This window comes from Pseudomonas eucalypticola (assembly GCF_013374995.1).
GTDB lineage: Bacteria > Pseudomonadota > Gammaproteobacteria > Pseudomonadales > Pseudomonadaceae > Aquipseudomonas > Aquipseudomonas eucalypticola.
Genome location: NZ_CP056030.1, coordinates 4,959,308 through 4,985,084, shown reverse-complemented (window position 1 = coordinate 4,985,084; position 25,777 = coordinate 4,959,308). Strand labels below are relative to the sequence as shown.

The 25,777-nt window shown below is 62.7% G+C and carries 21 protein-coding genes; 17 read left to right on the top strand and 4 right to left on the bottom strand.

What is annotated here, in order from left to right; translation table 11 throughout:
- Positions 1-25 precede the first annotated feature (25 nt).
- Positions 26-376 (bottom strand): ArsC family reductase, encoded by a 351-nt coding sequence (locus HWQ56_RS22165; protein WP_158156877.1) that lies wholly within the window; start codon positions 374-376, stop codon positions 26-28.
- A gap of 220 nt (positions 377-596) precedes the next feature.
- Here HWQ56_RS22165 and HWQ56_RS22160 point away from each other — a divergent pair, with 220 nt between their 5' ends.
- Positions 597-2,246, top strand: coding sequence for a Na+/H+ antiporter (locus HWQ56_RS22160; protein ID WP_158156875.1), 1,650 nt, complete (start codon positions 597-599; stop codon positions 2,244-2,246).
- Between the two features lie 54 nt (positions 2,247-2,300).
- Here HWQ56_RS22160 and dapC read toward each other — a convergent pair whose 3' ends face one another.
- The 3 genes from dapC to map all read right to left on the bottom strand — a co-directional run bounded on the left by dapC (position 2,301) and on the right by map (position 7,098).
- The gene (gene dapC, locus HWQ56_RS22155; RefSeq protein WP_176571781.1) at positions 2,301-3,497 is read right to left on the bottom strand and encodes a succinyldiaminopimelate transaminase; all 1,197 of its coding nucleotides are present in this window, start codon (positions 3,495-3,497) and stop codon (positions 2,301-2,303) included.
- 10 nt (positions 3,498-3,507) lie between these two features.
- On the bottom strand, positions 3,508-6,210 hold the full coding sequence (locus HWQ56_RS22150) for a [protein-PII] uridylyltransferase (RefSeq protein ID WP_158156871.1): 2,703 nt from the start codon (positions 6,208-6,210) through the stop codon (positions 3,508-3,510).
- 105 nt (positions 6,211-6,315) lie between these two features.
- Positions 6,316-7,098 (bottom strand): type I methionyl aminopeptidase, encoded by a 783-nt coding sequence (gene map, locus HWQ56_RS22145; RefSeq protein ID WP_158156869.1) that lies wholly within the window; start codon positions 7,096-7,098, stop codon positions 6,316-6,318.
- Between the two features lie 344 nt (positions 7,099-7,442).
- Here map and rpsB point away from each other — a divergent pair, with 344 nt between their 5' ends.
- From rpsB to dnaE, 16 genes are all read left to right on the top strand, one after another.
- Positions 7,443-8,183, top strand: a complete 741-nt coding sequence (gene rpsB, locus HWQ56_RS22140) for a 30S ribosomal protein S2 (RefSeq protein WP_176571780.1) — start codon at positions 7,443-7,445, stop codon at positions 8,181-8,183.
- Positions 8,184-8,365: 182 nt separating this feature from the next.
- On the top strand, positions 8,366-9,235 hold the full coding sequence (gene tsf / locus HWQ56_RS22135; protein WP_176571779.1) for a translation elongation factor Ts: 870 nt from the start codon (positions 8,366-8,368) through the stop codon (positions 9,233-9,235).
- Positions 9,236-9,422: 187 nt separating this feature from the next.
- The gene (gene pyrH, locus HWQ56_RS22130; RefSeq protein WP_008366369.1) at positions 9,423-10,166 is read left to right on the top strand and encodes a UMP kinase; all 744 of its coding nucleotides are present in this window, start codon (positions 9,423-9,425) and stop codon (positions 10,164-10,166) included.
- Complete coding sequence (gene frr, locus HWQ56_RS22125; RefSeq protein ID WP_158156863.1) at positions 10,163-10,720, top strand: ribosome recycling factor; 558 nt, start codon at positions 10,163-10,165, stop codon at positions 10,718-10,720. The genes pyrH and frr overlap by 4 nt, the downstream gene beginning before the upstream one ends.
- Before the next feature lie 19 nt (positions 10,721-10,739).
- Entirely contained in the window at positions 10,740-11,495 is a 756-nt protein-coding gene (gene uppS / locus HWQ56_RS22120) for a polyprenyl diphosphate synthase (RefSeq protein ID WP_158156861.1), read from the top strand.
- Positions 11,495-12,310, top strand: a complete 816-nt coding sequence (locus HWQ56_RS22115; protein WP_176571778.1) for a phosphatidate cytidylyltransferase — start codon at positions 11,495-11,497, stop codon at positions 12,308-12,310. Before uppS ends, HWQ56_RS22115 begins: the two co-directional genes overlap by 1 nt.
- The gene (gene ispC / locus HWQ56_RS22110) at positions 12,307-13,497 is read left to right on the top strand and encodes a 1-deoxy-D-xylulose-5-phosphate reductoisomerase (protein WP_158156858.1); all 1,191 of its coding nucleotides are present in this window, start codon (positions 12,307-12,309) and stop codon (positions 13,495-13,497) included. The genes HWQ56_RS22115 and ispC overlap by 4 nt, the downstream gene beginning before the upstream one ends.
- A 58-nt stretch (positions 13,498-13,555) precedes the next feature.
- Positions 13,556-14,908 (top strand): sigma E protease regulator RseP, encoded by a 1,353-nt coding sequence (gene rseP / locus HWQ56_RS22105; RefSeq protein ID WP_158156856.1) that lies wholly within the window; start codon positions 13,556-13,558, stop codon positions 14,906-14,908.
- 73 nt (positions 14,909-14,981) lie between these two features.
- The gene (gene bamA, locus HWQ56_RS22100) at positions 14,982-17,333 is read left to right on the top strand and encodes an outer membrane protein assembly factor BamA (RefSeq protein ID WP_158156854.1); all 2,352 of its coding nucleotides are present in this window, start codon (positions 14,982-14,984) and stop codon (positions 17,331-17,333) included.
- A 39-nt stretch (positions 17,334-17,372) separates the two neighbouring features.
- Positions 17,373-17,882 carry an OmpH family outer membrane protein gene (locus HWQ56_RS22095; protein ID WP_158156852.1) on the top strand — a complete coding sequence of 170 codons (510 nt, stop codon included), beginning with the start codon at positions 17,373-17,375 and terminating at the stop codon, positions 17,880-17,882.
- A 2-nt stretch (positions 17,883-17,884) separates the two neighbouring features.
- A complete protein-coding gene (gene lpxD / locus HWQ56_RS22090; protein WP_425331913.1) occupies positions 17,885-18,940 on the top strand; it encodes a UDP-3-O-(3-hydroxymyristoyl)glucosamine N-acyltransferase in 1,056 nt (351 codons plus the stop codon).
- A 112-nt stretch (positions 18,941-19,052) separates the two neighbouring features.
- Complete coding sequence (fabZ, locus tag HWQ56_RS22085; RefSeq protein WP_010224833.1) at positions 19,053-19,493, top strand: 3-hydroxyacyl-ACP dehydratase FabZ; 441 nt, start codon at positions 19,053-19,055, stop codon at positions 19,491-19,493.
- The gene (gene lpxA / locus HWQ56_RS22080) at positions 19,490-20,266 is read left to right on the top strand and encodes an acyl-ACP--UDP-N-acetylglucosamine O-acyltransferase (protein ID WP_158156847.1); all 777 of its coding nucleotides are present in this window, start codon (positions 19,490-19,492) and stop codon (positions 20,264-20,266) included. The genes fabZ and lpxA overlap by 4 nt, the downstream gene beginning before the upstream one ends.
- 5 nt (positions 20,267-20,271) lie before the next feature.
- Positions 20,272-21,402 (top strand): lipid-A-disaccharide synthase, encoded by a 1,131-nt coding sequence (gene lpxB / locus HWQ56_RS22075; RefSeq protein WP_176572465.1) that lies wholly within the window; start codon positions 20,272-20,274, stop codon positions 21,400-21,402.
- Between the two features lie 11 nt (positions 21,403-21,413).
- Positions 21,414-22,043 carry a ribonuclease HII gene (gene rnhB, locus HWQ56_RS22070; protein WP_176572464.1) on the top strand — a complete coding sequence of 210 codons (630 nt, stop codon included), beginning with the start codon at positions 21,414-21,416 and terminating at the stop codon, positions 22,041-22,043.
- A 126-nt stretch (positions 22,044-22,169) separates the two neighbouring features.
- Positions 22,170-25,691 (top strand): DNA polymerase III subunit alpha, encoded by a 3,522-nt coding sequence (gene dnaE / locus HWQ56_RS22065; RefSeq protein WP_176571777.1) that lies wholly within the window; start codon positions 22,170-22,172, stop codon positions 25,689-25,691.
- Positions 25,692-25,777 lie beyond the last annotated feature (86 nt).

Below are 25,777 nucleotides of genomic sequence, written 5' to 3'. Positions count from 1 at the left end.
AATGAATGGGGCCCTGTTGCCAGCATTATTGCTGGACGGCCGCCGCATAGATATCGGGCTTGAAGCCCACGAGGGTCCGGTCGCCAAGGTCCAGCACCGGGCGCTTGATCATGGAAGGCTGGGCGAGCATCAGTTCGATGGCCTTCGCCTGGTCCAGATTGGCCTTCTGCTCGTCAGCGAGCTTGCGGAAGGTGGTGCCAGCGCGGTTGAGCACGACTTCCCAGCCGTGTTCGTTGCACCATTGTTCCAGGTGCTCACGGTCGATGCCCTGGGTCTTGTAATCATGGAAGTCGTAGCCGGCGCCATGCTCGTCGAGCCAGGTGCGGGCCTTCTTCATGGTGTCGCAGGCCTTGATGCCGAAAAGTGTGTAAGCCATGGTTTCAAAGGGAGCGGCCCGGATGAACGGGGCCTGGCTCAGCGGTCTCCTGGAAACGAATCGACGAATTATGCGGCATCGATTCTTTCGGCGCCATGACTGTTGCTCGCCAAGGGACGACAGAAGATGTCCGTCCCGTGGCTGGTGCGACCAATGTGCAGGCGCGGCGCGCGGCCTGGGCCGGTAAGATGCACCGACCGATGAAGGAGAATGCTGCCCTATGCAAACCGCTTATACCGTGCTGATTCTATTGATGCTGGTGGGCATCTCAAGGCTGGTGGCGCGGGTGATACCGATTCCATTGCCGTTGGTGCAGATCGCCGCCGGGGCCATTCTGGCCTGGCCGAGCCTGGGCCTGCATGTGGCACTGGACCCTGAGCTGTTCCTGTTTCTGTTCCTGCCACCGTTGCTGTTCGCTGACGGCTGGCGCATGCCCAAGCGCGACCTGTGGCGGCTCCGGGGCTCGATCCTGATGCTGGCGGTGGGCCTGGTGCTGTTCACTGTGGTCGGCGCCGGCTACTTCATCCATTGGCTGTTGCCGAGCATTGCGCTGCCGGTGGCCTTCGCACTGGCCGCCGTGCTGTCGCCCACCGATGCAGTGGCGGTGTCAGCCATCGCCCAAGACAAGTTGCCCACACCGTTGATGCGGATTTTGCAGGGCGAGGCGCTGATGAACGATGCCTCGGGCCTGGTGACCTTCAAGTTCGCGCTGGCGGCGGCGGTCACCGGCTACTTCTCCCTGGCCGAAGCCAGCGTGACCTTCGTGCTGGTGGCTATCGGCGGCCTGGCCCTGGGCGTGGCCCTCAGCTGGCTGGTGGGGCGCCTGCGCCGCTGGATGATCGCCCGCGGCTGGGATGACCCTGCCACCCATGTGGTGTTCATGTTGCTGCTGCCGTTCGCGGCCTATGTACTGGCCGAGCGCCTGGGGGCCTCGGGCATTCTCGCGGCCGTGGCGGCGGGCATGATGCAGAGCTGGCTTGACCTGTTGCCCCGCCAGACCAGCACCCGGTTGTTGAACCGCAGTGTGTGGTCGCTGCTGGAGTTCGCTTTCAATGGCTTGATCTTCCTGCTGCTGGGCCTGCAGCTGCCGGACATCATCAAGGCGGTGACCAGCCACGAGGCGTCGTTGTGGCCAACCCTGGCCTATCGCCTGTTCGACGTGGTGTGCATTTTCCTCGTGCTGGTGGTGCTGCGGTTCGTGTGGGTGCAGAGCACCTGGCGTTTCATCGGCAGGCTGCGCCGCTGGCGGGGCAAGGACACCATCACCCTGGTCCCCACCGCGCGGTCCTGCTGGTTGCTGACGGTGGGCGGCGTGCGTGGGGCGGTGACGCTGGCGGGCGTGATGTCGGTGCCCCTGCTGCTGAGCGCTGGGCAGGATTTTCCCGAACGCGACCTGCTGATCTTCATTGCTGCGGGGGTGATCCTGCTGTCGTTGCTGGCGGCGTGCATTGCCTTGCCGCTGTTGTTGCGGGGGGTAGAGCGCAGTTCCGACGAGGCGCTGCGCAAGGAAGTGCGTGAAGTGTGGCGGCGCACCGCCGAGGCGGCGATCCGTGCGTTGGAGGCAGAGGAGGTCAGCGAGCCCGCCGCTCCGCCAGCCGATGCTGCACAGGCGGCGCTGGCGGCGGAATTGAAAGCGCAGATCATGGCCGAGTACCGGCACCAGCTGGACACCTACAACGACTCCGCCGAGGCCCAGGTGCAGGCCCAGCAATTGGACCAGCTGGAACGTCGCCTGCGCATTCGTGGCTTGCGAGCCCAGCGCCTGGAGCTGTATGACCTGCGCCGCCATCACCACATCGGCGATGAGGTGCTGCGCGAGATCCTCAGTGAGCTGGACCTGAATGAGGCAAACCTGGGGCACGGCCGTTGAGCCTGAGCTGCGGCACGCGCCCCCAGGGCGGGGCGTGTGGAGGTAGCGGTGTGATCAGCGCTGGCTGAGAAAGTCGCGGATGCGTTCAGCGGCTTCCACGCACTCGGCCAGCGGCGCGACCAGGGCCATGCGCACCCGGCCCGCACCCGGGTTGACGCCGTCGACCTCACGGGACAGGTACGAACCCGGCACCACGGTCACATGTTGCTGTTCGAACAGCTGCTGGCAGAACAGGGCATCGTCCATCGGCACTTTCGGCCACAGGTAAAAACTGCCATCGGGGCGCTGCACATCCAGCACTGGCGCAAGAATCGCCAGCACCGCGTCGAACTTTTCGCGGTACAGCGCGCGGTTGGCGCGTACATGCACTTCATCGTTCCAGGCGGCGATGCTGGCCAGCTGGGTCTGCACGGGCATGGCGCAGCCGTGGTAGGTGCGGTACAGCAGGAACGCCTTGAGGATGTCGGCGTCACCGGCCACGAAGCCGGAACGCAGGCCGGGCAGGTTGGAGCGCTTGGACAGGCTGTGGAACACCACGCACCGCTTGAAGTCGCTGCGGCCCAGCTCCGCGCACGCGCTCAACAGGCCTGGGGGCGGGCTCTGTTCGTCGAAGTACAGCTCGCTGTAGCACTCGTCGGCCGCGATGACGAAGTCGTGTTCGTCGGCCAGGGCAATCAGCTTCTTCAGGGTGTCCATCGGCACCAGCGCGCCGGTGGGGTTGCCGGGCGAACACAGGAACAGGATCTGGCAGCGTTTCCAGGTCTCGGCCGACACGGCGTCGAAGTCCGGGTTGAAGCCGTTGCTGTCCAGGCACGGCAGGTAGTGGGGGGTGGCCCCGGCCAGCAGCGCCGCGCCTTCATAGATCTGGTAGAACGGGTTGGGGCTGATCACCAGGCCATCATCGCTGCGCTCCACCACTGTCTGGGTAAAGGCAAACAATGCCTCGCGCGTGCCATTGACCGGCAGCACGTGGCGCGCCGGGTCGATCCAGCCGGCCGGCACATTGAAACGGCGCTCACACCATTTGCCAATGGCTTCGCGCAGCGCCGGAATGCCCAGGGTGGTGGGGTACACAGCCATCTGGTCAAGGTTGGCGCTCAGCGCTTCGGCGACGAAGCTGGGCGAGCGGTGCTTGGGCTCGCCGATCGACAGGGCGATAGGGCGCTTGTCGGCCGCTGGCGTCACGGCGCCCAGCAGCTTGCGCAGTTTCTCGAACGGGTAGGGCTGCAGCTGGTTCAAAGCGTTGTTCACGAATGTTCCTCTAAATGCTCAGGCGCGACAGCTCGACGCCCTGCGGCTGGCTGACACTCAGTTGGTCGACGATGGCATCCTGCAGGCGGCTGCACAGTTGCGGGTCGGAAAGCGGGTGGTTGTCGGCGTCGGTGATGAAGAACACGTCTTCCACCCGTTCGCCGAGGGTGGCGATCTTGGCGTTCTGCAGTGACAGGTCGAACTCCAGGAAAATCTTGCCGATGCGCGCCAGCAAGCCAGGGCGGTCCGGGGCGCTGAGCTCCAGGATGGTCACCGGGCGCTGGGCGTCATTGTGGATGGTGACTTGCGGCGCGAAGGCGAAATGCTTGAGCTGGCGCGGCACCCGGCGCTGGATGATGGTGGGGTAGTCATCCGGGTTGCGCAGGGCCTCGGTGAGGCCTTCGCGGATGGCTTTGACCCGCACCGGGTTGTCGCCGATGGAGCCGCCGTCGTTGTCCAGCACGATGTAGGTGTCGAGGGTGAACTGGCTGCTGGAGGTGATGATGCGCGCGTCATGGATGTTCAGGTTGAGCTGGTCCATGGCGGCCACGGTCACGGCGAAGAAGTCGTGCTGGTCAGGCGCGTAGATGAAGATCTGCGTGCCACCCTCGAACTCGCGCTGGGTGGTTTCCTTGATCAGCACCAGCGGCCCGCCGTCCACCGGCTGCTGCAGAATGGCGTCGCTGTGCCAGGCCACGTCGCCGGCGGTGTGGCGCAGGAAATAGTCATCGCCCAGTTGCGACCACAGTTGCTCGACGTCGTCGGGGTCGGTACCGGCGCGCACCAGGATGTCCAGGGCGGCGCTCTGGGTCTGGCGGATCTGCTCTTCGCGGTCCAGCGGGTTCTCCAGGCCACGGCGCAGGGCGCGCTTGGTCTCGGTGAACAGCTGGCGCAGCAGGCTGGCGCGCCAGCTGTTCCACAGGCTGGGGTTGGTGGCGTTGATGTCGGCCACGGTCAGCACATACAGGTAGTCCAGGTGCGTCTGGTCACCTACCAGTTGCGCGAAGTCGTGGATTACCTGCGGGTCGGACAGGTCCTTGCGCTGGGCGGTGGTGGACATCACCAGGTGGTTCTGCACCAGCCAGACGATCAGGCGGCTGTCCCACACGGGCAACTGATGGCGCTGGCAGAAGGCCTCGGCGTCGATGGCGCCCAGGTCCGAGTGGTCGCCATGGCGGCCCTTGCCGATGTCGTGGTACAGGCCGGCCAGGTAGATCAGCTCCGGCTTGGGCAACTGGCCCATGAGCTTGCTGGCCAGCGGGAATTTCTCGGACACCGGCGTGTACTGCAATTTGCGCAGGTGCTTGATCAGGTTCAGCGTGTGGGCGTCCACGGTGTAGATGTGGAACAGGTCATGCTGCATTTGCCCCACGATGTGACCGAATTCGGGCAGGTAACGGCCCAGAATGCCATAGCGGTTCATGCGCCGCAGGTTGCGGTGTATGCCGATTTCGCACTTGAACAGCTCGATGAACAGGCTGGTGTTGCGAATGTCATTGCGGAAATCGTCGTCGATCAGGTGGCGGTGTTCGCGCAACAGGCGAATGGTGTCCGCGCGCACGCCCTTGATCTCGGGGTTCTGCGCCATCAGCACGAAGATTTCCAGCATGGCGAACGGCGTGCGCTTGAACACGTTGGCGTGGGTGGCCTCGATGTAGCCGTCATGCAACTGGAAGCGCGAGTTGACCGGTAGGGTGACGCTGCCCACGTCGTCGGCCAGGATCACTTCTTCGAAGTGCTGGATGATCAGGTCACTGAGCTCGGCGATGCTCATCACCACACGGTAATACTTCTGCATGAAGCGCTCGATGGCCAGCTTCGCGTCGCTGTCCTTGAAACCCAGCAGCCCGGCGATGCTGCGCTGGTGGTCGAACAGCAAGCGGTCCTCGGCGCGCCCGGCCAGCATGTGCAGGGCGTAGCGCACTTTCCACAGGAACTCCTGGGAACTGGCCAGCAGGTTGTTCTCGTTTTCCAGCAGGAAGCCTTCACCCGCCAGGGCATGCAGGTTGAGGGTGCCGTATTGGCGCCGGGCCACCCAGAGAATGGTCTGGATATCACGCAGGCCGCCTGGGGATCCCTTGACGTTGGGTTCCAGGTTGTATTCGGTGTCGTTGTACTTGTGGTGCCGGGCTTTCTGCTCGGCGCGCTTGGCCAGGAAGAATTCCTTGCTGGGCCACATGTGCGCGGTGCTGGTGACGTCCAGCATGCGCTTGCGCAGGCGCTCGGGGCCGGCCACGGTGCGGCTTTCCATCAGGTTGGTGATGATGGTCAGGTCACCGCGGGCCTGCTCGGCGCACTCTTCGATGGAGCGCACGCTCTGGCCCACTTCCAGGCCAATGTCCCACAGCAGGGTGAGAAAACGCTCGATGGAGTCGCGGAAGATCTCGTGGTCCGAGCTTTCCAGCAGGATCAGCAGGTCGATATCGGAGTAGGGGTGCAACTCGCCCCGGCCATAGCCACCCACCGCCACCAGGGCGATATCGGCTTCCTCGCTCCAATCGAACTGATTCCAGGCCTGTTGCAGGATATTGTCGACGAACCAGGCGCGGTCCTCGATCAGCCGGCGAATGTCGCGTCCGCTGCGAAAGCGCCCGTCCAGCACCTCGCGGGCCTGGCGAATGGCTTTCTTGAAGGCGGCGATAGGGCTCGCCTTGAGGGCCAGTTCCGCCTGGAACTGGCCGCGATCGAACAACTCCGGATCCACCTGGGGCATCGAATGGGCCTTCCTGAACTGTGTTGGGGGGTGAGGCTATTCTTGGCTGTGGCTGTGTGGTGAGGCGTTCCCGGGCAAGCCCGGGCCCACCCCCTCGATCAAGCCCTAAGCGGAAACCCGCGCAATGGTATCGTCCGCCCGCAAGGTAAAGATCTCATAGCCCGTGGCCGTCACCACCAGGGTGTGTTCCCACTGGGCCGACAGCTTGCGGTCCTTGGTGATGGCCGTCCAGCCGTCGCCCAGCACCTTGGTGTCGGCCTTGCCCTGGTTGATCATGGGCTCGATGGTGAAGGTCATGCCTTCCTTGAGCTCCATGCCGGTGCCAGCACGGCCGTAGTGCAGGATCTGCGGCTCTTCGTGAAACACCTTGCCGATGCCATGGCCGCAGAACTCGCGTACCACCGAAAAACCGTTCTTTTCGGCGTGCTTCTGGATCACTTCACCGATGTCGCCCAGGCGGCAGCCCGGCTTCACCAGTTCGATGGCCTTGTACAGGCATTCCTGGGTCACCTTGGACAGGCGCTCGGCCCAAGCTGGCACGGTGCCCACGTGGAACATGCGGCTGGTGTCGCCGTGGTAGCCATCCTTGATCACGGTGACGTCGATGTTCAGGGTGTCGCCGTCCTTCAGCACCTTGTCACCGGGAATACCGTGGCACACCACGTGGTTGATCGAGGTGCAGATCGACTTGGGAAAGCCCTTGTAGTTCAGCGGGGCGGGGATGGCCTTCTGCTCATTGACGATGAAGTCGTGGCACAGGCGGTCCAGTTCCTCGGTGGTCACGCCGGGCTTGACGTGCGGTTCGATCATTTCCAGCACTTGCGCGGCCAGGCGGCCGGCAACGCGCATGTGCTCGATGTCCTCGGGGGTTTTGATGGTGACGGTCATACAGGCTCTCTCGGCGCTCCATGGCGCAGGCAAACACGAAATGAAACGATTCTACCAGACGGCCGGCAGCGGGAACTGTCGCCAGGCATCGCTTCTCTATATAGAGTTCATAGGGCCATTGTTGCGCGAATCAAGCCCGCACGCAAAAGTCGTTGATCGACAACGTGAATTCGGGTTTCGCTGGCAAAGGTTCTGTGGTATAAAATGCGCCGCTTTCCGGGGATAGCCCCGAAAGCACCAAACCCACACACGTATCGGCACGATGACCTGGGTGCCTTCAGCTCTAGCTGCTGGTTGGTCATTGGGGTACGTGGAGGCCTAACCCGACTTATCAAGGAACTATCATGTCCCAAGTCAATATGCGCGATATGCTGAAGGCCGGTGTGCACTTCGGCCACCAGACCCGTTACTGGAACCCGAAAATGGGCAAGTACATTTTCGGCGCGCGCAACAAGATTCACATCATCAACCTGGAAAAAACCCTGCCAATGTTCAACGACGCTCTGACGTTCGTAGAGCGCCTGGCCCAGGGCAAGAACAAGATCCTGTTCGTCGGCACCAAGCGTTCGGCTGGCAAGATCGTTGCTGAAGAAGCAGCACGTTGCGGCTCGCCGTACGTCGACCACCGCTGGTTGGGCGGCATGCTGACCAACTTCAAAACCATCCGTGCTTCGATCAAGCGTCTGCGCGACCTGGAAACCCAGGCCGAAGATGGCACCTTCGCCAAGCTGACCAAGAAAGAAGCCCTGATGCGCACCCGTGATCTGGAAAAACTGGATCGCTCCCTGGGTGGTATCAAGGACATGGGCGGTCTGCCTGACGCACTGTTCGTCATCGACGTTGATCACGAGCGCATCGCGATCACCGAAGCCAACAAGCTGGGTATCCCGGTCATCGGCGTAGTCGATACCAACTCCAGCCCAGAAGGCGTCGACTACATCATCCCAGGTAACGATGACGCCATCCGCGCTATCCAGCTGTACATGGGTTCGATGGCTGACGCCGTTATCCGTGGCCGCAACCACGTTGCTGGCGGTACCGAAGAGTACGTCCAGGACGCACCTGCTGCAGCGGTAGAAGGCTGAGTCTAGACGCCCAGCGTTTACTCGGTACGCAAAAAGGGGGCTAGGCCCCCTTTTTGCCACCTTGAGAACCTTGCCGGTGTAGTCATTGCATTTTTTTAACGCAGTAGCTGGCAAGCTTCACGAATTGAGCGCCCGTGCCAATCGGGTGGAATGGTTGAAAACCTATCCAAGAGGATTTTGAAATGGCAGAAATTACTGCAGCGTTGGTCAAAGAACTGCGCGAGCGTACCGGCGAAGGCATGATGGACTGCAAGAAAGCCCTGACCAAGGCTGGCGGCGACATCGAGAAAGCGATCGACGACATGCGTGCCTCGGGCGCCATCAAGGCCGCCAAGAAGGCTGGCAACGTTGCCGCCGAAGGCGCCATTGCTGTCAAGGTTGCTGCTGACAACAAGTCCGCCGTCATCCTGGAAGTCAACTCGCAGACCGACTTCCTGGCCCTGCAGGACGACTTCAAGAACTTCGTCACCGCCAGCGTTGAAAAAGCCCTGGAAGACAAACTGACCGACGCAGCCCCGCTGATCGCCGCTCAGGAAGCCGCGCGCGAAGCCCTGGTTGCCAAAGTTGGCGAAAACGTCAACATCCGCCGCCTTGTTCGCGTAGAAGGTGACGTGGTCGACGCTTACCTGCACGGTAACAAGATCGGTGTCGTGGTTGCCCTGAAAGGCGGCAACGCCGAGCTGGCCAAAGACATCGCCATGCACGTGGCCGCCAGCAACCCTGAGTTCCTGCTGCCGTCGGAAGTTTCGGCCGAAGCCATCGAGCGCGAAAAAGCCGTGTTCCTGCAGCTGAACGAAGACAAGATCAAAGGCAAGCCTGAGAACATCGTTGCCAACATGATCGACGGTCGTATCAAGAAGTTCCTGGCCGAGGCTTCCCTGGTCGAGCAGGCGTTCGTCAAGAACCCTGAGATCAAGGTTGGCGAACTGGCCAAGAAAGGCGGCGCTGAAATCGTTTCGTTCACCTACTTCAAAGTCGGTGAAGGCATCGAGAAGCCAGTCGACAACTTCGCTGAAGAAGTTGCCGCCCAGCTGGCTGCTGCCAAGCAGTAAGACGGTCTAACCACTGTCGCCCCAAAGAGGCTGCCCGCTCACGCGCGCAGCCTCTTTGTCAAAATGAAAGACGGAATCGTGGCTTACAAGGCTGCTTCCGATGGCGCCGCAGCGGTGCCAAGCTAGAGTTAGCGCAGGCTGCAAACAGCCCGCCCAGAATTTTTTAACGCCGCAGGAGAGATTCGCAATGGCTCAGCAGGTGAGTGGTCGTCAACCTCGCTATAAACGCATTTTGCTCAAACTTAGCGGCGAGGCCCTGATGGGCTCGGAAGACTTCGGGATCGACCCGAAGGTGCTGGATCGCATGGCCCTGGAAGTTGGCCAACTGGTGGGTATCGGTGTTCAGGTAGGCCTGGTCATCGGCGGGGGCAACCTGTTCCGTGGTGCCGCCCTGAGCGAAGCCGGCATGGACCGCGTCACCGGCGACCACATGGGTATGCTGGCGACTGTAATGAACGCCCTGGCAATGCGTGACGCCCTGGAGCGTTCCAACATTCCTGCCATCGTCATGTCCGCCATCACCATGGTCGGCGTCACCGACCACTACGACCGCCGCAAGGCCGACCGCCTGCTCAAGTCCGGTGACGTGGTCATTTTCGCTGCCGGTACCGGCAACCCGTTCTTCACCACCGACTCCGCCGCATGCCTGCGCGCCATCGAAATCGGTGCAGACGTGGTGCTGAAGGCAACGAAGGTCGATGGTGTGTACACTGCCGATCCATTCAAGGATCCGCATGCTGAGAAATTTGACCGCCTGACGTACGATGAAGTGCTGGACCGCAAGCTGGGCGTGATGGACCTGACCGCCATCTGCCTGTGCCGTGACCACAACATGCCGTTGCGGGTGTTTAACATGAACAAGCCTGGCGCTCTGCTGAATATCGTAGTGGGCGGCGCTGAAGGAACTCTGATCGAGGAAGGCGAAGAATGATCAACGAAATCAAGAAAGACGCGCAAGAGCGCATGCAGAAATCCCTGGAGTCGCTGGCCCACGCGTTCAGCCGCATCCGTACCGGTCAGGCCCACCCCAGCATCCTGGGCGGCGTGATGGTGCCTTACTATGGTGCCGACACCCCCCTGAACCAGGTCGCCAACGTGACCGTGAAAGACTCGCGTACCCTGCAGGTCGTGGCGTTCGAACGCAACATGCTGTCGGCCGTCGACAAGGCCATCCAGAGCTCGGGCCTGGGTTTCAACCCGACCAACCTGGGTGAACTGCTGCTGATCACCATGCCGGCACTGACCGAGGAAACCCGCAAGGGCTTCACCAAGCAGGCGCGTGAAGCCGCTGAAGACGGCCGTGTTGCCGTGCGCAACATTCGTCGCGACGCCCTGGGCCAGCTGAAAGACCTGGTCAAGGAAAAGGAAATCAGCGAAGACGAAGAGCGCCGCGCCGCTGACGACATCCAGAAGCTGACGGACAAATTCGTGGCCGAAATCGAAGTGGCCGTGAAGCAGAAAGAAGCCGATTTGATGGCTGTATAAGAAGGGTCTGCGCGTTTCCATGGAAAAGACCAAGCTGACTGTGCCGGCCTCGGTACCGCGACACGTTGCGATCATCATGGATGGGAATAATCGCTGGGCGAAAAAGCGCTTGCTGCCCGGTATCGCCGGGCACAAGGCTGGCGTGGACGCCGTTCGTGCGGTCATCGAGGTGTGTGCTGAGGCCAAGGTCGAGGTCCTGACGCTCTTCGCCTTCTCCAGTGAAAACTGGCAGCGGCCGGCCGAAGAGGTCGGGGCGCTGATGGAGCTGTTCCTCACGGCATTGCGCCGCGAGGCACGGCGGCTGAATGAGAACCGCATCAGCCTGCGGATCATCGGTGATCGCTCGCGCTTTCACCCTGAGCTGCAGGCGTCCATGCGTGAAGCCGAGGCGTTGACCGCTGGCAGCGACCGCTTCGTGCTGCAGATCGCCGCCAATTACGGCGGCCAGTGGGACATCGCCCAGGCTGCCCAGCGGCTGGCGCGCGAAGTCCAGGCCGGGCATTTGCGCCCGGACGATATCACCCCCGAGTTGCTGCAAACCTGCCTGGCCACGGGCGACTTGCCGTTGCCCGACCTGTGCATCCGCACCGGTGGCGAGCGGCGCATCAGCAACTTCCTGCTTTGGCAGCTGGCCTACGCCGAGCTGTATTTCTCCGACCTGTTCTGGCCGGACTTCAAACACGACGCCATGCGCACTGCGCTGGCCGATTTCGCTTCGCGCCAGCGCCGCTTCGGTAAGACCAGCGAGCAGGTGGAAGCCGGAGCCCGTGCTTAATGCTTAAACAACGCATCATGACAGCGCTGATCCTGTTGCCGATCGCCCTGTGCGGTTTCTTCCTGCTCGACGGAGGCGCGTTTGCCCTGTTCATCGGCCTGGTGGTGACCCTCGGTGGTTGGGAGTGGGCCCGTCTGGCCGGTTTCGAAGCCCAGCCTGCGCGCGTGGCCTTCGCCGCCGTGGTGGCGGCCGCCTTGTTCTTCCTGTACCTGTCGCCTGCCCTGGCACCTTTCGTGCTGGCGGCGGCGCTGATCTGGTGGGGGGTGGCCACCTACCTGGTGCTGACCTTCCCAGGTACCAGCGAGCATTGGGCCAGTGTGGCCTGCAAGCTGCTGATCGGCCTGCTCATTCTGCTGCCGGCCTGGCAGGGCCTGGTGCTGATCAAGGCGCAGGGCCAGGGTAACTGGCTGATCCTGGCGGTGATGGTGCTGGTGTGGGCTGCCGACATCGGTGCCTACTTCTCCGGCCGGGCCTTCGGCAAGCGCAAACTGGCCCCGCAGGTCAGCCCCGGCAAGAGCTGGGCGGGCTTCTATGGCGGCATGGCCGTGAGCCTGGTCATTACCCTGGTGGTGGGCCAGGTCCGCCAGTGGGGGTTTGGCGAAACCCTGCTGTGCCTGGTTGGCGCCGCCATCGTGGTGGCGCTGTCGGTGGTGGGTGACCTGACCGAAAGCATGTTCAAGCGCCGTGCTGGCATCAAGGACAGCAGCAACCTGCTGCCTGGCCATGGCGGTATCCTCGACCGTATCGACAGCCTCACCGCCGCCATCCCGGTGTTCGCGGTGCTGTTGTGGGCGGCCAACTGGAGCGCGCTGTGAGCAAGCCTCAACGGATCACCGTATTGGGTGCCACGGGCTCCATCGGCCTGAGCACCCTGGACGTCATCGCGCGTCACCCCGACCGCTACCAGGTGTTTGCCCTCAGCGGCTTCTCGCGCCTGGACGAGTTGCTCGCCTTGTGTGTCAAGCACCGGCCTCAGTGCGTGGTGGTGCCTGACGCCGCTGGCGCTCAGCGCATGCAGGCTGGCCTGCGGGCCGCGGGCCTGGCTGCCGAAGTGCTGGTGGGTGAGGAGGGGCTGTGCCAGGTGGCGGCCGACCCGAGCGTGGACGCCGTGATGGCGGCCATCGTCGGCGCGGCGGGCCTGCGCCCGACCCTGGCGGCCGTGGAAGCCGGCAAGAAGGTGTTGCTGGCCAACAAGGAAGCGCTGGTGATGTCCGGCGCGCTGTTCATGGAAGCTGTACGCCGCAGTGGCGCGTTGTTACTGCCTATCGACAGCGAGCACAATGCCATTTTCCAGTGCCTGCCCCGTGATTTTTCCCCGGGGCTGGGCCGGGTGGGTGTGCGTCGAATCCTGCTGACCGCCAGTGGTGGCCCGTTCCGCGAGACGCCGTTGGCACAACTGGAACAGGTCACGCCGGAGCAGGCCTGCGCGCACCCCAATTGGTCCATGGGCCGCAAGATCTCGGTCGACTCGGCCAGCATGATGAACAAGGGCCTGGAACTGATCGAGGCGTGCTGGCTGTTCGACGCTCGGCCCCATCAGGTCGAGGTGGTGGTGCATCGCCAAAGTGTGATTCACTCCATGGTCGATTATGTCGACGGTTCGGTGCTGGCCCAGATGGGCAACCCGGACATGCGCACCCCCATCGCTCACGCCCTCTCGTGGCCTGAGCGTATCGACTCCGGGGTGGCGCCGCTGGACCTGTTTGCGGTAGGGCGCCTGGATTTCGAGGCGCCGGACGAGCTGCGGTTTCCTTGCCTGCGCCTGGCTCGCCAGGCCGCGGAGGCCGGCAACAGCGCGCCGACGATGCTCAATGCCGCCAACGAAGTGGCGGTGGCGGCATTTCTCGAGCGGCGCATCCGTTATCCGGAGATCGCGCGTATGATCGAGGATGTCGTGAGCCTGGAGCCTGTCGTTGCGCTGGACGCGCTGGACGCGGTGTTTGCCGCCGACACACGGGCAAGGGAGCTGGCCGGGCAATGGTTGAATCGCCACGGGCGCTGATCGCGCGGTGTGCCTGCGCACCCCTTGATCCGCGCCGCGACGCTATTCGGAGAGAGTTATGAGTGCGCTCTACATGATTGTCGGTACCCTGGTGGCATTGGGTGTACTGGTCACTTTTCACGAATTCGGCCATTTCTGGGTCGCGCGGCGCTGTGGCGTGAAGGTGCTGCGGTTTTCCGTGGGCTTTGGCATGCCGCTGGTGCGCTGGCATGATCGCCAGGGCACCGAGTACGTGGTGGCGGCCATCCCGTTGGGCGGCTACGTGAAGATGCTCGACGAGCGTGAGGGCGACGTGCCGGTCGAGCAGCTGGACCAGGCCTTCAACCGCAAGCGCGTGGGGCAACGCATCGCCATCGTGGCCGCGGGCCCGGTGGCCAACTTTCTGTTGGCACTGTTTTTCTTCTGGGTGCTGGCGATGCTGGGCAGCCAGCAGGTACGCCCGGTCATCGGCAGCGTCGAGGCGGGCAGTATCGCGGCGCTGGCCGGGTTGCCAGCCAATGCTGAAATTGTATCCGTCGATGGCGAAGCCACCAGCGGTTGGTCCCAGGTGAACCTGCAACTGGTGCGCCGCCTGGGTGAAACCGGTTCGCTGCAGATTAATGTGCGCCCACAAGGCGCCTCGGCGGACGAGCCGCACACCCTGGCGCTGGACCACTGGCTGCAGGGCACCGACGAACCAGACCCTATCCGCTCCCTGGGCATTCGGCCATGGCGCCCGGCGCTGGAGCCGGTGCTGGCTGAACTCGATCCGAAGGGTCCGGCCCAGGCCGCTGGTCTGAAAACCGGCGACCGCCTGCTGGCGCTGGACGGCAAGGCGCTGGGTGATTGGCAGCAAGTGGTGGACCAGGTGCGCGAGCGCCCGGACGCCAAGGTGACCCTGCGCGTGCAGCGCGATGGCCAGTCATTGGAAGTGCCCGTTACCTTGGCTTCGCGGGGCGAAGGCAAGGACGCCGCGGGCTACCTGGGCGCCGGTGTGAAGGCGGTGCAATGGCCCGCCGAGATGACCCGCGAAGTCAGCTACGGCCCGGTCGCCGCCATTGGCGAGGGCGCCAGGCGTACCTGGACCATGAGCGTGCTGACCCTTGATTCGTTGAAGAAAATGCTGTTCGGCGAGCTCTCGGTAAAAAACTTGAGTGGACCGATAACCATTGCTAAAGTGGCGGGCGCTTCAGCCCAGTCGGGCGTTGGGGATTTCCTGAATTTCCTCGCCTATCTGAGCATTAGCCTTGGGGTTCTGAATTTGCTGCCCATCCCCGTGTTGGATGGGGGGCACTTGCTGTTCTACCTGATCGAATGGGTGCGTGGTCGCCCGGTGTCGGATCGGGTACAGGGTTGGGGGATCCAGATCGGTATCAGTTTGGTAGTCGGGGTGATGTTGCTTGCCCTGATCAACGATTTGGGTCGACTGTAAAGCTTCGCTCAATTGCGAACCTGCCGCCTTTGCGGCAGTTTGCTTATTGCCAGTTGGAATAAGAAAGGACTTCATGAAACGTCTGCTGCTTACTGCGGTTCTTGCCGCATTGATGGTCACCGAAGTTCACGCCGAGTCCTTCAAAATCTCTGATATTCGTGTCAACGGCTTGCAGCGGGTATCCGCGGGCAGCGTGTTTGGTGCCTTGCCATTGAACGTGGGCGACGAAGCGGATGATCGACGCCTGGTGGATTCCACTCGCGCGCTGTTCAAGACCGGTTTCTTTCAAGATATCCAGCTGGGCCGCGACGGCAACGTCCTGGTTATCAGTGTAGTCGAGCGCCCGTCGGTCTCCAGCATCGAGATCGAAGGCAACAAGGCCATCAGCACCGAAGACCTGATGAAGGGGCTCAAGCAGTCCGGCCTGGCCGAGGGCGAGATCTTCCAGCGCGCCACCCTCGAAGGTGTGCGCAACGAACTGCAGCGCCAGTACGTGGCCCAGGGCCGTTATTCGGCTACCGTGGACGCCGACGTGGTGCCGCAGCCGCGTAACCGCGTCAGCCTGAAGATCAAGATCAACGAAGGTACCGTCGCTGCCATCCAGCACATCAACGTGGTGGGCAACACGGTATTCTCCGAAGAAGACCTGACCGACCAGTTCCAGCTCAAGACCACCAACTGGCTGTCGTTCTTCAAGAACGACGACAAGTACGCCCGCGAGAAGCTGTCGGGTGACCTTGAGCGCCTGCGTTCCTACTATCTGGACCGCGGCTATATCAACATGGACATCACCTCTACCCAGGTGTCCATCACCCCGGACAAGAAAAGCGTCTACATCACGGTCAACATCAACGAAGGCCAGAAGTACAACGTTCGCGACGTCAAGCTGTCCGGCGACCTGAAGGTGCCGGAAGACCAGGTCAAGGCCCTGCTGCTGGTGCAGAAAGGCCAGGTGTTCTCGCGCAAGCTGATGACCACCACCTCGGAGCTGATCACTCGCCGCCTGGGTAACGACGGCTACACCTTCGCCAACGTCAACGGCGTGCCTACCCCCCATGACGATGACCACACCGTGGACATCACCTTCGTGGTCGACCCGGGCAAGCGCGCCTACGTGAACCGCATCAACTACCGCGGCAACACCAAGACCGATGACAAGGTATTGCGCCGTGAAATGCGCCAGATGGAAGGTGGCTGGGCGTCGACCTACCTGATCGACCAGTCCAAGACCCGCCTGGAGCGCCTGGGCTACTTCAAGGAAGTCAACGTCGAGACCCCGGCCGTTCCGGGCGTGGATGACCAGGTCGACGTGAACTACTCCGTGGAAGAGCAAGCCTCCGGTTCGATCACCGCCAGTGTCGGTTTCGCCCAGAGCGCCGGCCTGATCCTGGGTGGTTCGATCAGTCAGAGCAACTTCCTGGGTACCGGTAACAAGGTGTCCATCGGCCTGACCAAGTCCGAGTACCAGACCCGCTACAACTTCAGCTACGTCGACCCGTACTTCACGCCGGACGGTGTCAGCCTGGGTTACAACGCGTTCTACCGCAAGACCGACTACAGCGACCTCGACGTCGATATCTCCAGCTACTCGGTGGACAGCTACGGCGCTGGTGTGACGTTCGGCTACCCGATCAGCGAAACGTCGCGCATGACCTACGGCCTGACGTTGCAGCGCGACACCATCAGCACCGGTGACTACACCGTTGACGAGATTTTCGATTTCATCAACCGGGAAGGCGACAGCTTCACCAACCTGAAGGCCTCCGTGGGCTGGTCCGACTCGACCCTGAACAAGGGGACGCTGCCGACTCGCGGTCACTCGCAAAGCCTGACGTTGGAGACGACCACGCCTGGCAGCGACCTGTCGTTCTACAAGATCGACTACCGTGGCCAGTTGTTCGCCCCGCTGACCGATACCTACACACTGCGCCTTCACTCTGAACTGGGTTACGGCGACGGCTTTGGCGATACCAAGGGCCTGCCGTTCTACGAGAACTACTACGCGGGCGGTTTCAACTCGGTACGTGGCTTCAAGGACAGTACCCTGGGCCCGCGCAGCACGCCGAGCACGGGCAAGTACCCGGGTACCATCGCCGACCCTGACCAGGACCCGGAAGCCTTCGGTGGCAACGTCCTGATCACTGGCGGTGCCGAGGTCCTGTTCCCGATGCCGTTCGTGAAAGACCAGCGCTCCCTGCGGACCTCGCTGTTCCTGGACATGGGTAGCACCTTCGACACCAACTGCTCCTCGTCGTCCAAGTACTGCGAAAGCGTCGACTTCTCGCAAATGGCCGCCTCCGTCGGTCTGGGCGTGACCTGGGTCACCGCGCTGGGTCCTCTGAGCTTCAGCCTGGCGACGCCGATCAAGAAGCCGGACTATTCCGAAACCCAGATCTTCCAATTCTCCCTGGGCCAGACCTTCTGAGGTCTGCCCGACCGACAACAGTTTCTGTAGGAGTGCATCGTGCGTAAGTTGACTCAAATGGTTCTTCTGGCTGCCACCCTGGCCGCTACCGCTACCCCCGCGTTCGCTGACATGAAAATTGCCGTGCTGAACTATCAGATGGCCCTGCTGGAGTCTGACGCGGCCAAGCAATACGCCGTGGACGCCGAGAAGAAATTCGGCCCGCAACTGACCAAGCTCAAGGCGCTGGAAAGCAGTGCCAAGGGCATCCAGGACCGCCTGGTCAGCGGCGGCGACAAGCTGCCACAAGGCGACCGCGAGAAGCTGGAACTGGACTTCAAGCAAAAGGCCCGCGACTTCCAGTTCCAGTCCAAGGAACTGAACGAAGCCAAGGCCAATGCTGACCGCGACATGCTGAAACAACTGAAACCGAAGCTGGACGGTGCCGTTGAAGAAGTCATCAAGAATGGCGGCTTTGACCTGGTGCTCGAGCGCGGCGCAGTGATCGATGTCAAACCGCAATATGACATCACTCGCCAAGTCATCGAGCGCATGAACAAAGCGCGCTGATCATGACTGCAACCCTGAAACTCGGCCAATTGGCCGAGTTCCTCGGTGCCACCCTGCGGGGCAGCGAGGACACCGACATCACTGGGCTGGCGACTCTTCAAGAGGCCGGCCCAGGTCAGTTGAGCTTCCTGGCAAACCCCCAGTACCGCAAATTCCTGCCTGACTGCAAGGCGGCCGCCGTGCTGCTCAAGGCCGCGGACGCGGAAGGCTATGAAGGCGCGGCATTGGTTGTGCCGGACCCGTACCTGGCCTACGCCCGGGTTTCCCACCTGTTCGACCCCAAGCCCAAGGCAGCGGCTGGCATTCATGCCAGCGCCGTGGTGGCGCCTGACGCGGTGGTGCACCCAAGCGCCAGCATCGGTGCCTTCGCGGTCATCGAGAGCGGCGCGCAGATCGGTGCCGACACGGCCATCGGTGCCCACTGCTTCATTGGTGCCCGTTGCGTGATCGGCGAAGGTGGCTGGCTGGCCCCGCGCGTGACCCTGTACCACGATGTCCGCATCGGCAAGCGTGTGGTCATCCAGTCCGGCGCGGTGCTGGGCGGTGAAGGCTTCGGCTTCGCCAACCAGAAAGGCGTGTGGAACAAGATCGCCCAGATCGGCGGCGTCAGCATCGGCGATGACGTGGAAATCGGCGTCAATACGGCCGTGGACCGCGGTGCCCTGGCCGATACCGTCATCGGCAATGGCGTCAAGCTCGACAACCAGATCCAGATCGCCCACAACGTGCAGATCGGCGATAACACCGCCATGGCCGCGTGCGTCGGTATTTCCGGCAGCACCAGGATCGGCAAGAACTGCATGCTGGCAGGCGGCGTTGGCCTGGTAGGCCACATCGACATCTGTGACGGAGTGTTCATTACCGGCATGACCATGGTGACCCATTCCATCACCGAACCTGGGGCGTATTCCTCGGGCACGGCGATGCAGCCAGCGGGTGAGTGGCGCAAGAGCGCGGCCCGCCTGCGACAGATCGACGACATGTTCCGTCGCTTGAAACAGGTAGAAAAGCGTGTCCAGTCCGTGACCCCGGACGACAAAGCATCATCTGATGGCTGATACCATTTCCATATCAAGTGTGCACAGCCGCTAAACTGCCTCCTTGATTTGCAATAGGAGTGCTGCGCGTCAGTCGCGCGCTCCCTATCTTTTATACAGGCTTCCCCCCGAAATGATGGACATCAACGAGATTCGCGAATACCTGCCTCACCGTTACCCGTTCCTGCTGGTGGACCGGGTAGTGGAGCTGGACGTCGAGGCACAGCGCATTCGCGCCTACAAGAATGTCAGCATCAACGAGCCATTCTTCAACGGCCACTTCCCAGCGCACCCGATCATGCCGGGCGTGCTGATCATCGAAGCAATGGCCCAGGCAGCTGGTATTCTTGGTTTCAAGATGCTGGACGTGAAGCCGGCTGACGGTACCCTGTACTACTTCGTGGGTTCGGACAAGCTGCGTTTCCGCCAGCCGGTGCTGCCGGGTGACCAACTGATCCTGGAAGCCAAGTTCATCAGCTGCAAGCGTCAGATCTGGAAATTCGAGTGCCAGGCCTCGGTGGACGGCAAGCCGGTGTGCTCGGCTGAAATCATCTGTGCGGAACGTAAACTATGAGTTTGATTGACCCTCGCGCCATCATCGACCCTTCGGCCATCCTGGCTGACGGCGTCGAGGTCGGCCCTTGGTCGATCATCGGCGCTGGCGTGGAAATCGGCGAGGGGACGGTCATCGGCCCCCACGTGATTCTCAAGGGGCCGACCAAAATCGGTAAGCACAACCGCATCTACCAGTTTTCCTCGGTAGGCGAAGACACCCCTGACCTCAAGTACAAGGGCGAGGACACGCGCCTGGTCATCGGTGACCACAACGTCATTCGCGAAGGCGTGACCATTCACCGTGGCACCGTTCAGGACCGCGCTGAAACCACCCTGGGTGACCATAACCTGATCATGGCCTATGCCCACATCGGCCACGACAGCGTCATCGGCAACCACTGCATCCTGGTCAACAACACTGCGCTGGCCGGCCATGTACATGTGGATGACTGGGCCATCCTCTCCGGTTTCACCCTGGTGCATCAGTACTGCCACATCGGCTCCCACAGCTTTTCCGGCATGGGTACCGCCATCGGCAAGGACGTGCCCGCCTACGTGACAGTGTTCGGCAACCCGGCCGAGGCGCGCAGCATGAACTTCGAAGGCATGCGCCGCCGCGGTTTCAGCGACGAGGTCATCCATGCCCTGCGCCGCGCCTACAAGGTGGTGTACCGCCAGGGGCTGACCGTGGAGCAGGCTATCGCCGAGCTGGCCGCGCCGGCTGCCCAATACCCGGAAGTGGACGTGTTCCTGCGCTCCATCCAGACCTCGACCCGCGGCATTACCCGCTAATGGCGTTGCCAGGCAAGTTGCGCGTCGCGTTGGTGGCAGGCGAGGCCAGTGGTGACATCCTGGGTGCCGGCCTGATGCAGGCGCTCAAGGCCCGGCACCCGGACATCGAGTTCATGGGCGTGGGCGGGCCACTGATGGAAGCCCAGGGGCTGGTCTCCGAGTTTCCCATGGAGCGCCTGGCCGTGATGGGGCTGGTGGAAGTGCTGGGGCGCCTGCGTGAGTTGCTGGGGCGTCGCAAGCAACTGATCCAGACCCTGATCGAGCGCAAGCCCGATGTCTTCATCGGTATCGACGCACCGGACTTCAATCTGACCCTGGAGCTGAAACTGCGCCAGGCCGGGATCAAGACCGTGCATTACGTCAGCCCGTCCGTGTGGGCCTGGCGGCAGAAGCGCGTGCTGAAGATTCGCGAAGGTTGCGACCTGATGCTCACGCTGCTGCCGTTCGAGGCACGGTTCTACGAAGAGAAAGGCGTGCCGGTGCGCTTCGTCGGCCACCCGCTCGCCGACACCATCCCGTTGCACGCCGACAAGGCTCAGGCCCGTGCCGAGCTGGCCCTGCCGGGTGACGGCCCGCTGGTGGCGTTGATGCCTGGCAGCCGCGGGGGCGAAGTAGGGCGCCTGGGCGAGCTGTTCCTCGACGCTGCCCAGCGTCTGCTCGCCGTACGGCCCGATATGCGCTTCGTGCTGCCTTGCGCCAACGCCACGCGCCGTGCCCAGTTGGAGGTCATGCTGGCAGGCCGCGAGCTGCCGCTGACCTTGCTGGATGGCCAGTCCCATCGAGCCCTGGCGGCCTGCGACGCAGTCTTGATAGCGTCCGGCACCGCGACCCTGGAAGCGCTGTTGTACAAGCGCCCCATGGTGGTCGCCTATCGCCTGGCGGGCCTGACCTACTGGATCCTCAAGCGCCTGGTGAAAAGCCCTTACGTGTCCCTGCCCAACCTGCTGGCCCAGCGTCTGCTGGTGCCTGAGTTGCTGCAGGACGCCGCCACCCCCCAGGCCCTGGTCGATCATTTGCTACCCTTGCTGGAAGGGGGTGAAGCGCAGACCCAGGGCTTCGATGACATTCACCGCACCTTGCGTCGCGATGCCTCCAACCAGGCCGCCGACGGGGTGCTGGCACTGCTGGCGAAATAATGAGCAATCAACTGCAAATGGGCCTGGACTACACCCTGGTCGAAGACCTTGTGGCCGGCGTCGACGAAGTCGGCCGCGGCCCACTGTGCGGCGCCGTGGTCACTGCGGCGGTGATCCTCGACCCGAACCGGCCCATCCTTGGCCTCAATGACTCCAAGAAACTCACCGAGGCCAAGCGCGAGAAGCTCTACGACGAGATCTGCGAAAAAGCCCTGAGCTGGTGCATCGCGCGCGCCGAGGTCGACGAAATCGACGAGCTGAACATCCTGCACGCCACCATGCTGGCCATGCAGCGCGCGGTGGAGGGGCTGCACGTGACGCCGAAACTGGCATTGATCGACGGCAACCGCTGCCCGGAACTGGCGGTGCCCAGCGCTCCCGTGGTGCAGGGCGATGCCAAGGTGCCGGCCATCGCGGCGGCGTCGATCCTGGCCAAGGTGAGCCGTGACCGGGAGATGGCTGCGTTTGAGCTGATCTATCCCGGCTATGGCATGGGTGGGCACAAAGGGTACCCGACGGCCGCTCATCTGGAAGCGCTGGCGCGTTTGGGGCCTACGCCGATTCATCGGCGCTCGTTTGCGCCTGTCCGTCAGGCTTACGAGGCACGGGCGATGCTGGACGCTGATCTGGCGGACAGCTGACAGCCCCAGCCGTTGCCTCTGGTGTGTGCCGGGCCATGCACAGCCCCCCCGACACCGCAAACCCTCAAACCAAGCCCATTACGCTACAATCCCGCTTTTGTTGTTTTGTGCACCCATAGGATCACCATGTCGGTTTCTTTCGTTCATCTTCGCCTGCACACCGAATATTCCCTGGTCGATGGCCTGGTGCGCATCAAGCCCCTGATCAAGGCCCTGACCGGCATGAACATGCCGGCCGTGGCGGTTACCGACCAGAACAACATGTGCTCGCTGGTCAAGTTCTACAAGACGGCCATGGGCGGCGGCATCAAGCCGATCTGCGGTGCCGACCTGTGGCTGGCGAACAAGGACGCCGACGGCCCGCTGAGCCGTATCAGCCTGTTGGCCATGAACGCCCAGGGCTACCGCAATATCACCGAGCTGATCTCCCGCGGCTTCATCGACGGCCAGCGCAATGGCCAGGTGATCATCGAACGCGAGTGGGTCGCCGAGGCCAGCGAGGGCGTCATTTGCCTGTCCGCGGCCAAGGAGGGCGAGATCGGCCTGTCGCTGCTGGGTGGCAACCCCCAGGACGCCGAGGCGCTGCTGCAGGAGTGGATGGCGGTGTTCCCCGGCCGCTTCTACGTGGAAATCCAGCGCACCAACCGCACCAACGACGAAGAATACCTGCACGCCGCCGTGGCCCTGGCCGACAAGTGCGGCGCGCCGCTGGTGGCCACCAACGACGTGCGCTTCATTCGCCAGGAAGACTTCGAGGCCCACGAGACCCGCGTGTGCATCGGTGAAGGCCGGGCGCTGGACGACCCGCGCCGCAACAAGAACTACAGCGACCAGCAGTACCTGAAAAGCGCCGAGGAAATGCATGCGCTGTTCAGCGACTTGCCCGAGGCGCTGGAAAATACCGTCGAGATCGCCAAGCGCTGCAACATCGACGTCAAGCTGGGCAAGCACTTCCTCCCCGACTACCCGATTCCCGATGGCATGACCATCGACGAGTACTTCCGCAAGGTCTCGTTCGACGGCCTGGAGGAGCGCCTGTCGGTGCTGCTGCCACGCGACACCACCGAAGACTACGAAGCCAAGCGCCAGGTCTACGTGGACCGGCTGAATTTCGAGCTGGATATCATCATCCAGATGGGGTTCCCCGGTTATTTCCTGATCGTGATGGACTTCATCCAGTGGGCCAAGAACAACGGTGTGCCAGTAGGCCCGGGCCGGGGTTCGGGTGCCGGCTCGCTGGTGGCCTACGTGCAGAAGATCACCGACCTCGACCCGCTGGAATACGACCTGCTGTTCGAACGTTTCCTCAACCCGGAACGGGTTTCCATGCCCGACTTCGACGTCGACTTCTGCATGGACGGTCGCGACCGGGTGATCGACTACGTGGCCGAGAAATACGGCCGCAACGCCGTGAGCCAGATCATCACCTTCGGTTCCATGGCCGCCAAGGCGGTGGTGCGTGACGTCGCGCGGGTGCAGGGCAAGTCCTACGGCCTGGCCGACCGCCTGTCGAAGATGATCCCGTTCGAAGTGGGCATGACCCTGGAAAAGGCCTACGAGCAGGAAGAAATCCTGCGCGACTTCCTCAAGACCGACGAGGAAGCGGCGGAAATATGGGAAATGGCCCGCAAGCTCGAAGGCATCACCCGTAACGTCGGCAAGCACGCCGGTGGCGTGGTGATCGCGCCCACCAAGCTGACCGACTTCTCGCCCATTTATTGCGACGAGGAGGGTGACGGCCTGGTGACCCAGTTCGACAAGGACGATGTGGAGGCGGCCGGCCTGGTGAAGTTCGACTTCCTCGGCCTGCGTACCCTGACCATCATCGACTGGGCACTGAAGACCATCAACCGCGACCGCGCCAAGGTGGGCGAGGCGCCGTTGGACATCGCCTTCATTCCGCTGGACGACAAGCCGACCTACAGCCTGCTGCAGAAGGCCGAGACCACGGCGGTGTTCCAGCTTGAATCGCGGGGCATGAAGGAGCTGATCAAAAAGCTCAAGCCTGACTGCCTGGAAGACCTGATCGCACTGGTGGCGCTGTTCCGCCCGGGCCCGCTGCAATCGGGCATGGTGGACGACTTCATCAACCGCAAGCACGGCCGTGCCGAACTGGCCTACCCGCACCCGGACTACCAGTACGAAGGCCTCAAGCCGGTACTGGCGCCCACCTACGGCATCATCCTGTACCAGGAACAGGTGATGCAGATTGCCCAGGTGATGGCGGGGTACACCCTGGGTGGCGCGGACATGCTGCGCCGGGCCATGGGCAAGAAAAAGCCCGAGGAAATGGCCAAGCAGCGCGGCGGCTTCATCGAAGGGTGCGCCAACAACAACATTGACGCCGACCTGGCCGGCAACATCTTCGACCTGGTGGAAAAGTTCGCCGGTTATGGCTTCAACAAATCCCACTCTGCCGCCTACGGCCTGGTGTCGTACCAGACCGCCTGGCTGAAGGCCCATTACCCGGCGCCGTTCATGGCCGCGGTACTCTCGGCGGACATGCACAACACCGACAAGGTCGTGACCTTGATCGAGGAAGTGCGCACCATGAGGCTGCGCCTCGACGCGCCGGACGTGAACGCCTCGGAGTTCAAGTTCACGGTGAACGACGAAGGCCGCATCATCTATGGCCTGGGCGCGATCAAGGGCGTGGGCGAGGGCCCGGTGGAAGCCATCACCGAGGCTCGCCAGGCCGGCCCCTTCAAGGACCTGTTCGACTTCTGCGAGCGCATCGACCTCAAGCGCGTCAACAAGCGCACCCTGGACGGCCTGATCCGCAGTGGTGCCCTGGACCGCCTGGGGCCGTATTTTCATGATGAGTCCAAGGCCTACCTGGCCAACATCGACCGCAACCGCGCGGTGTTGCTGGCGGCCATGGAAGAAGCCATCAAGGCCGCCGAGCAGACCGCGCGCACCCATGACAGCGGCCACTCGGACCTGTTCGGCGGGTTGTTCGTGGAAGCGGATGCCGACGTCTATGCCAGCCACCGCAAGGCCAAGGAACTGACCCTCAAGGAACGCCTGCGCGGCGAAAAGGAAACCCTGGGCCTGTACCTCACCGGGCACCCGATCGACGAATACGAAGGCGAGATCCGCCGCTTCGCCCGCCAGCGCATCATCGACCTCAAGCCGGCGCGCGGTGCGCAGACGGTGGCGGGCATGGTCATCAACCTGCGGGTGATGAAGAACAAGAAGGGTGACAAGATGGGCTTCATCACCCTCGACGACCGCTCGGCGCGTATCGAGGCGTCGCTGTTCGCCGATGCCTTCATGGCCGCCCAGTCGCTGCTGCAGACCGATGCCATGGTGGTGGTGGAAGGGGAGGTCAGCAACGACGACTTTTCCGGTGGCCTGCGCCTGCGCGTCAACCGCGTGATGACCATGGAAGACGCGCGCACCAACCTGGCCGAGAGCCTGCGCCTGAAGGTGCACGCCGACGCCCTGAAGGGCGACCGCCTCAGTTGGCTGGGCGACCTGTGCAAGCGCCACCGCGGTGCCTGCCCGATCACCATGGAGTACACCGGCCCCGACGCCAAGGCCTTGCTGCAGTTTGGCGAGGACTACCGCATCGACCCGGGTGATGGTTTGATTCAAGCCCTGCGTGACCAGTTCGGGCGTGAGAACGTCTTCCTGCAATATCGTTGAGCCAGTCAAAGGTGACTAGACTCGACCCAGATCGTTAAACTCGACCTCAATGCGCCCTTTCCCGTAGGGTAGGGCGCCTAAACGGA

What these genes read in the sequence shown, in the direction of transcription:
- HWQ56_RS22165 (WP_158156877.1), bottom strand. Translation starts at nt 376, where the DNA reads ATGGCTTACACACTTTTCGGCATCAAGGCCTGCGACACCATGAAGAAG.
- HWQ56_RS22160 (WP_158156875.1), top strand. Translation starts at nt 597, where the DNA reads ATGCAAACCGCTTATACCGTGCTGATTCTATTGATGCTGGTGGGCATC.
- HWQ56_RS22150 (WP_158156871.1), bottom strand. Translation starts at nt 6,210, where the DNA reads ATGCCCCAGGTGGATCCGGAGTTGTTCGATCGCGGCCAGTTCCAGGCG.
- map (WP_158156869.1), bottom strand. Translation starts at nt 7,098, where the DNA reads ATGACCGTCACCATCAAAACCCCCGAGGACATCGAGCACATGCGCGTT.
- rpsB (WP_176571780.1), top strand. Translation starts at nt 7,443, where the DNA reads ATGTCCCAAGTCAATATGCGCGATATGCTGAAGGCCGGTGTGCACTTC.
- tsf (WP_176571779.1), top strand. Translation starts at nt 8,366, where the DNA reads ATGGCAGAAATTACTGCAGCGTTGGTCAAAGAACTGCGCGAGCGTACC.
- pyrH (WP_008366369.1), top strand. Translation starts at nt 9,423, where the DNA reads ATGGCTCAGCAGGTGAGTGGTCGTCAACCTCGCTATAAACGCATTTTG.
- frr (WP_158156863.1), top strand. Translation starts at nt 10,163, where the DNA reads ATGATCAACGAAATCAAGAAAGACGCGCAAGAGCGCATGCAGAAATCC.
- uppS (WP_158156861.1), top strand. Translation starts at nt 10,740, where the DNA reads ATGGAAAAGACCAAGCTGACTGTGCCGGCCTCGGTACCGCGACACGTT.
- HWQ56_RS22115 (WP_176571778.1), top strand. Translation starts at nt 11,495, where the DNA reads ATGCTTAAACAACGCATCATGACAGCGCTGATCCTGTTGCCGATCGCC.
- rseP (WP_158156856.1), top strand. Translation starts at nt 13,556, where the DNA reads ATGAGTGCGCTCTACATGATTGTCGGTACCCTGGTGGCATTGGGTGTA.
- bamA (WP_158156854.1), top strand. Translation starts at nt 14,982, where the DNA reads ATGAAACGTCTGCTGCTTACTGCGGTTCTTGCCGCATTGATGGTCACC.
- lpxD (WP_425331913.1), top strand. Translation starts at nt 17,885, where the DNA reads ATGACTGCAACCCTGAAACTCGGCCAATTGGCCGAGTTCCTCGGTGCC.
- fabZ (WP_010224833.1), top strand. Translation starts at nt 19,053, where the DNA reads ATGATGGACATCAACGAGATTCGCGAATACCTGCCTCACCGTTACCCG.
- lpxA (WP_158156847.1), top strand. Translation starts at nt 19,490, where the DNA reads ATGAGTTTGATTGACCCTCGCGCCATCATCGACCCTTCGGCCATCCTG.
- dnaE (WP_176571777.1), top strand. Translation starts at nt 22,170, where the DNA reads ATGTCGGTTTCTTTCGTTCATCTTCGCCTGCACACCGAATATTCCCTG.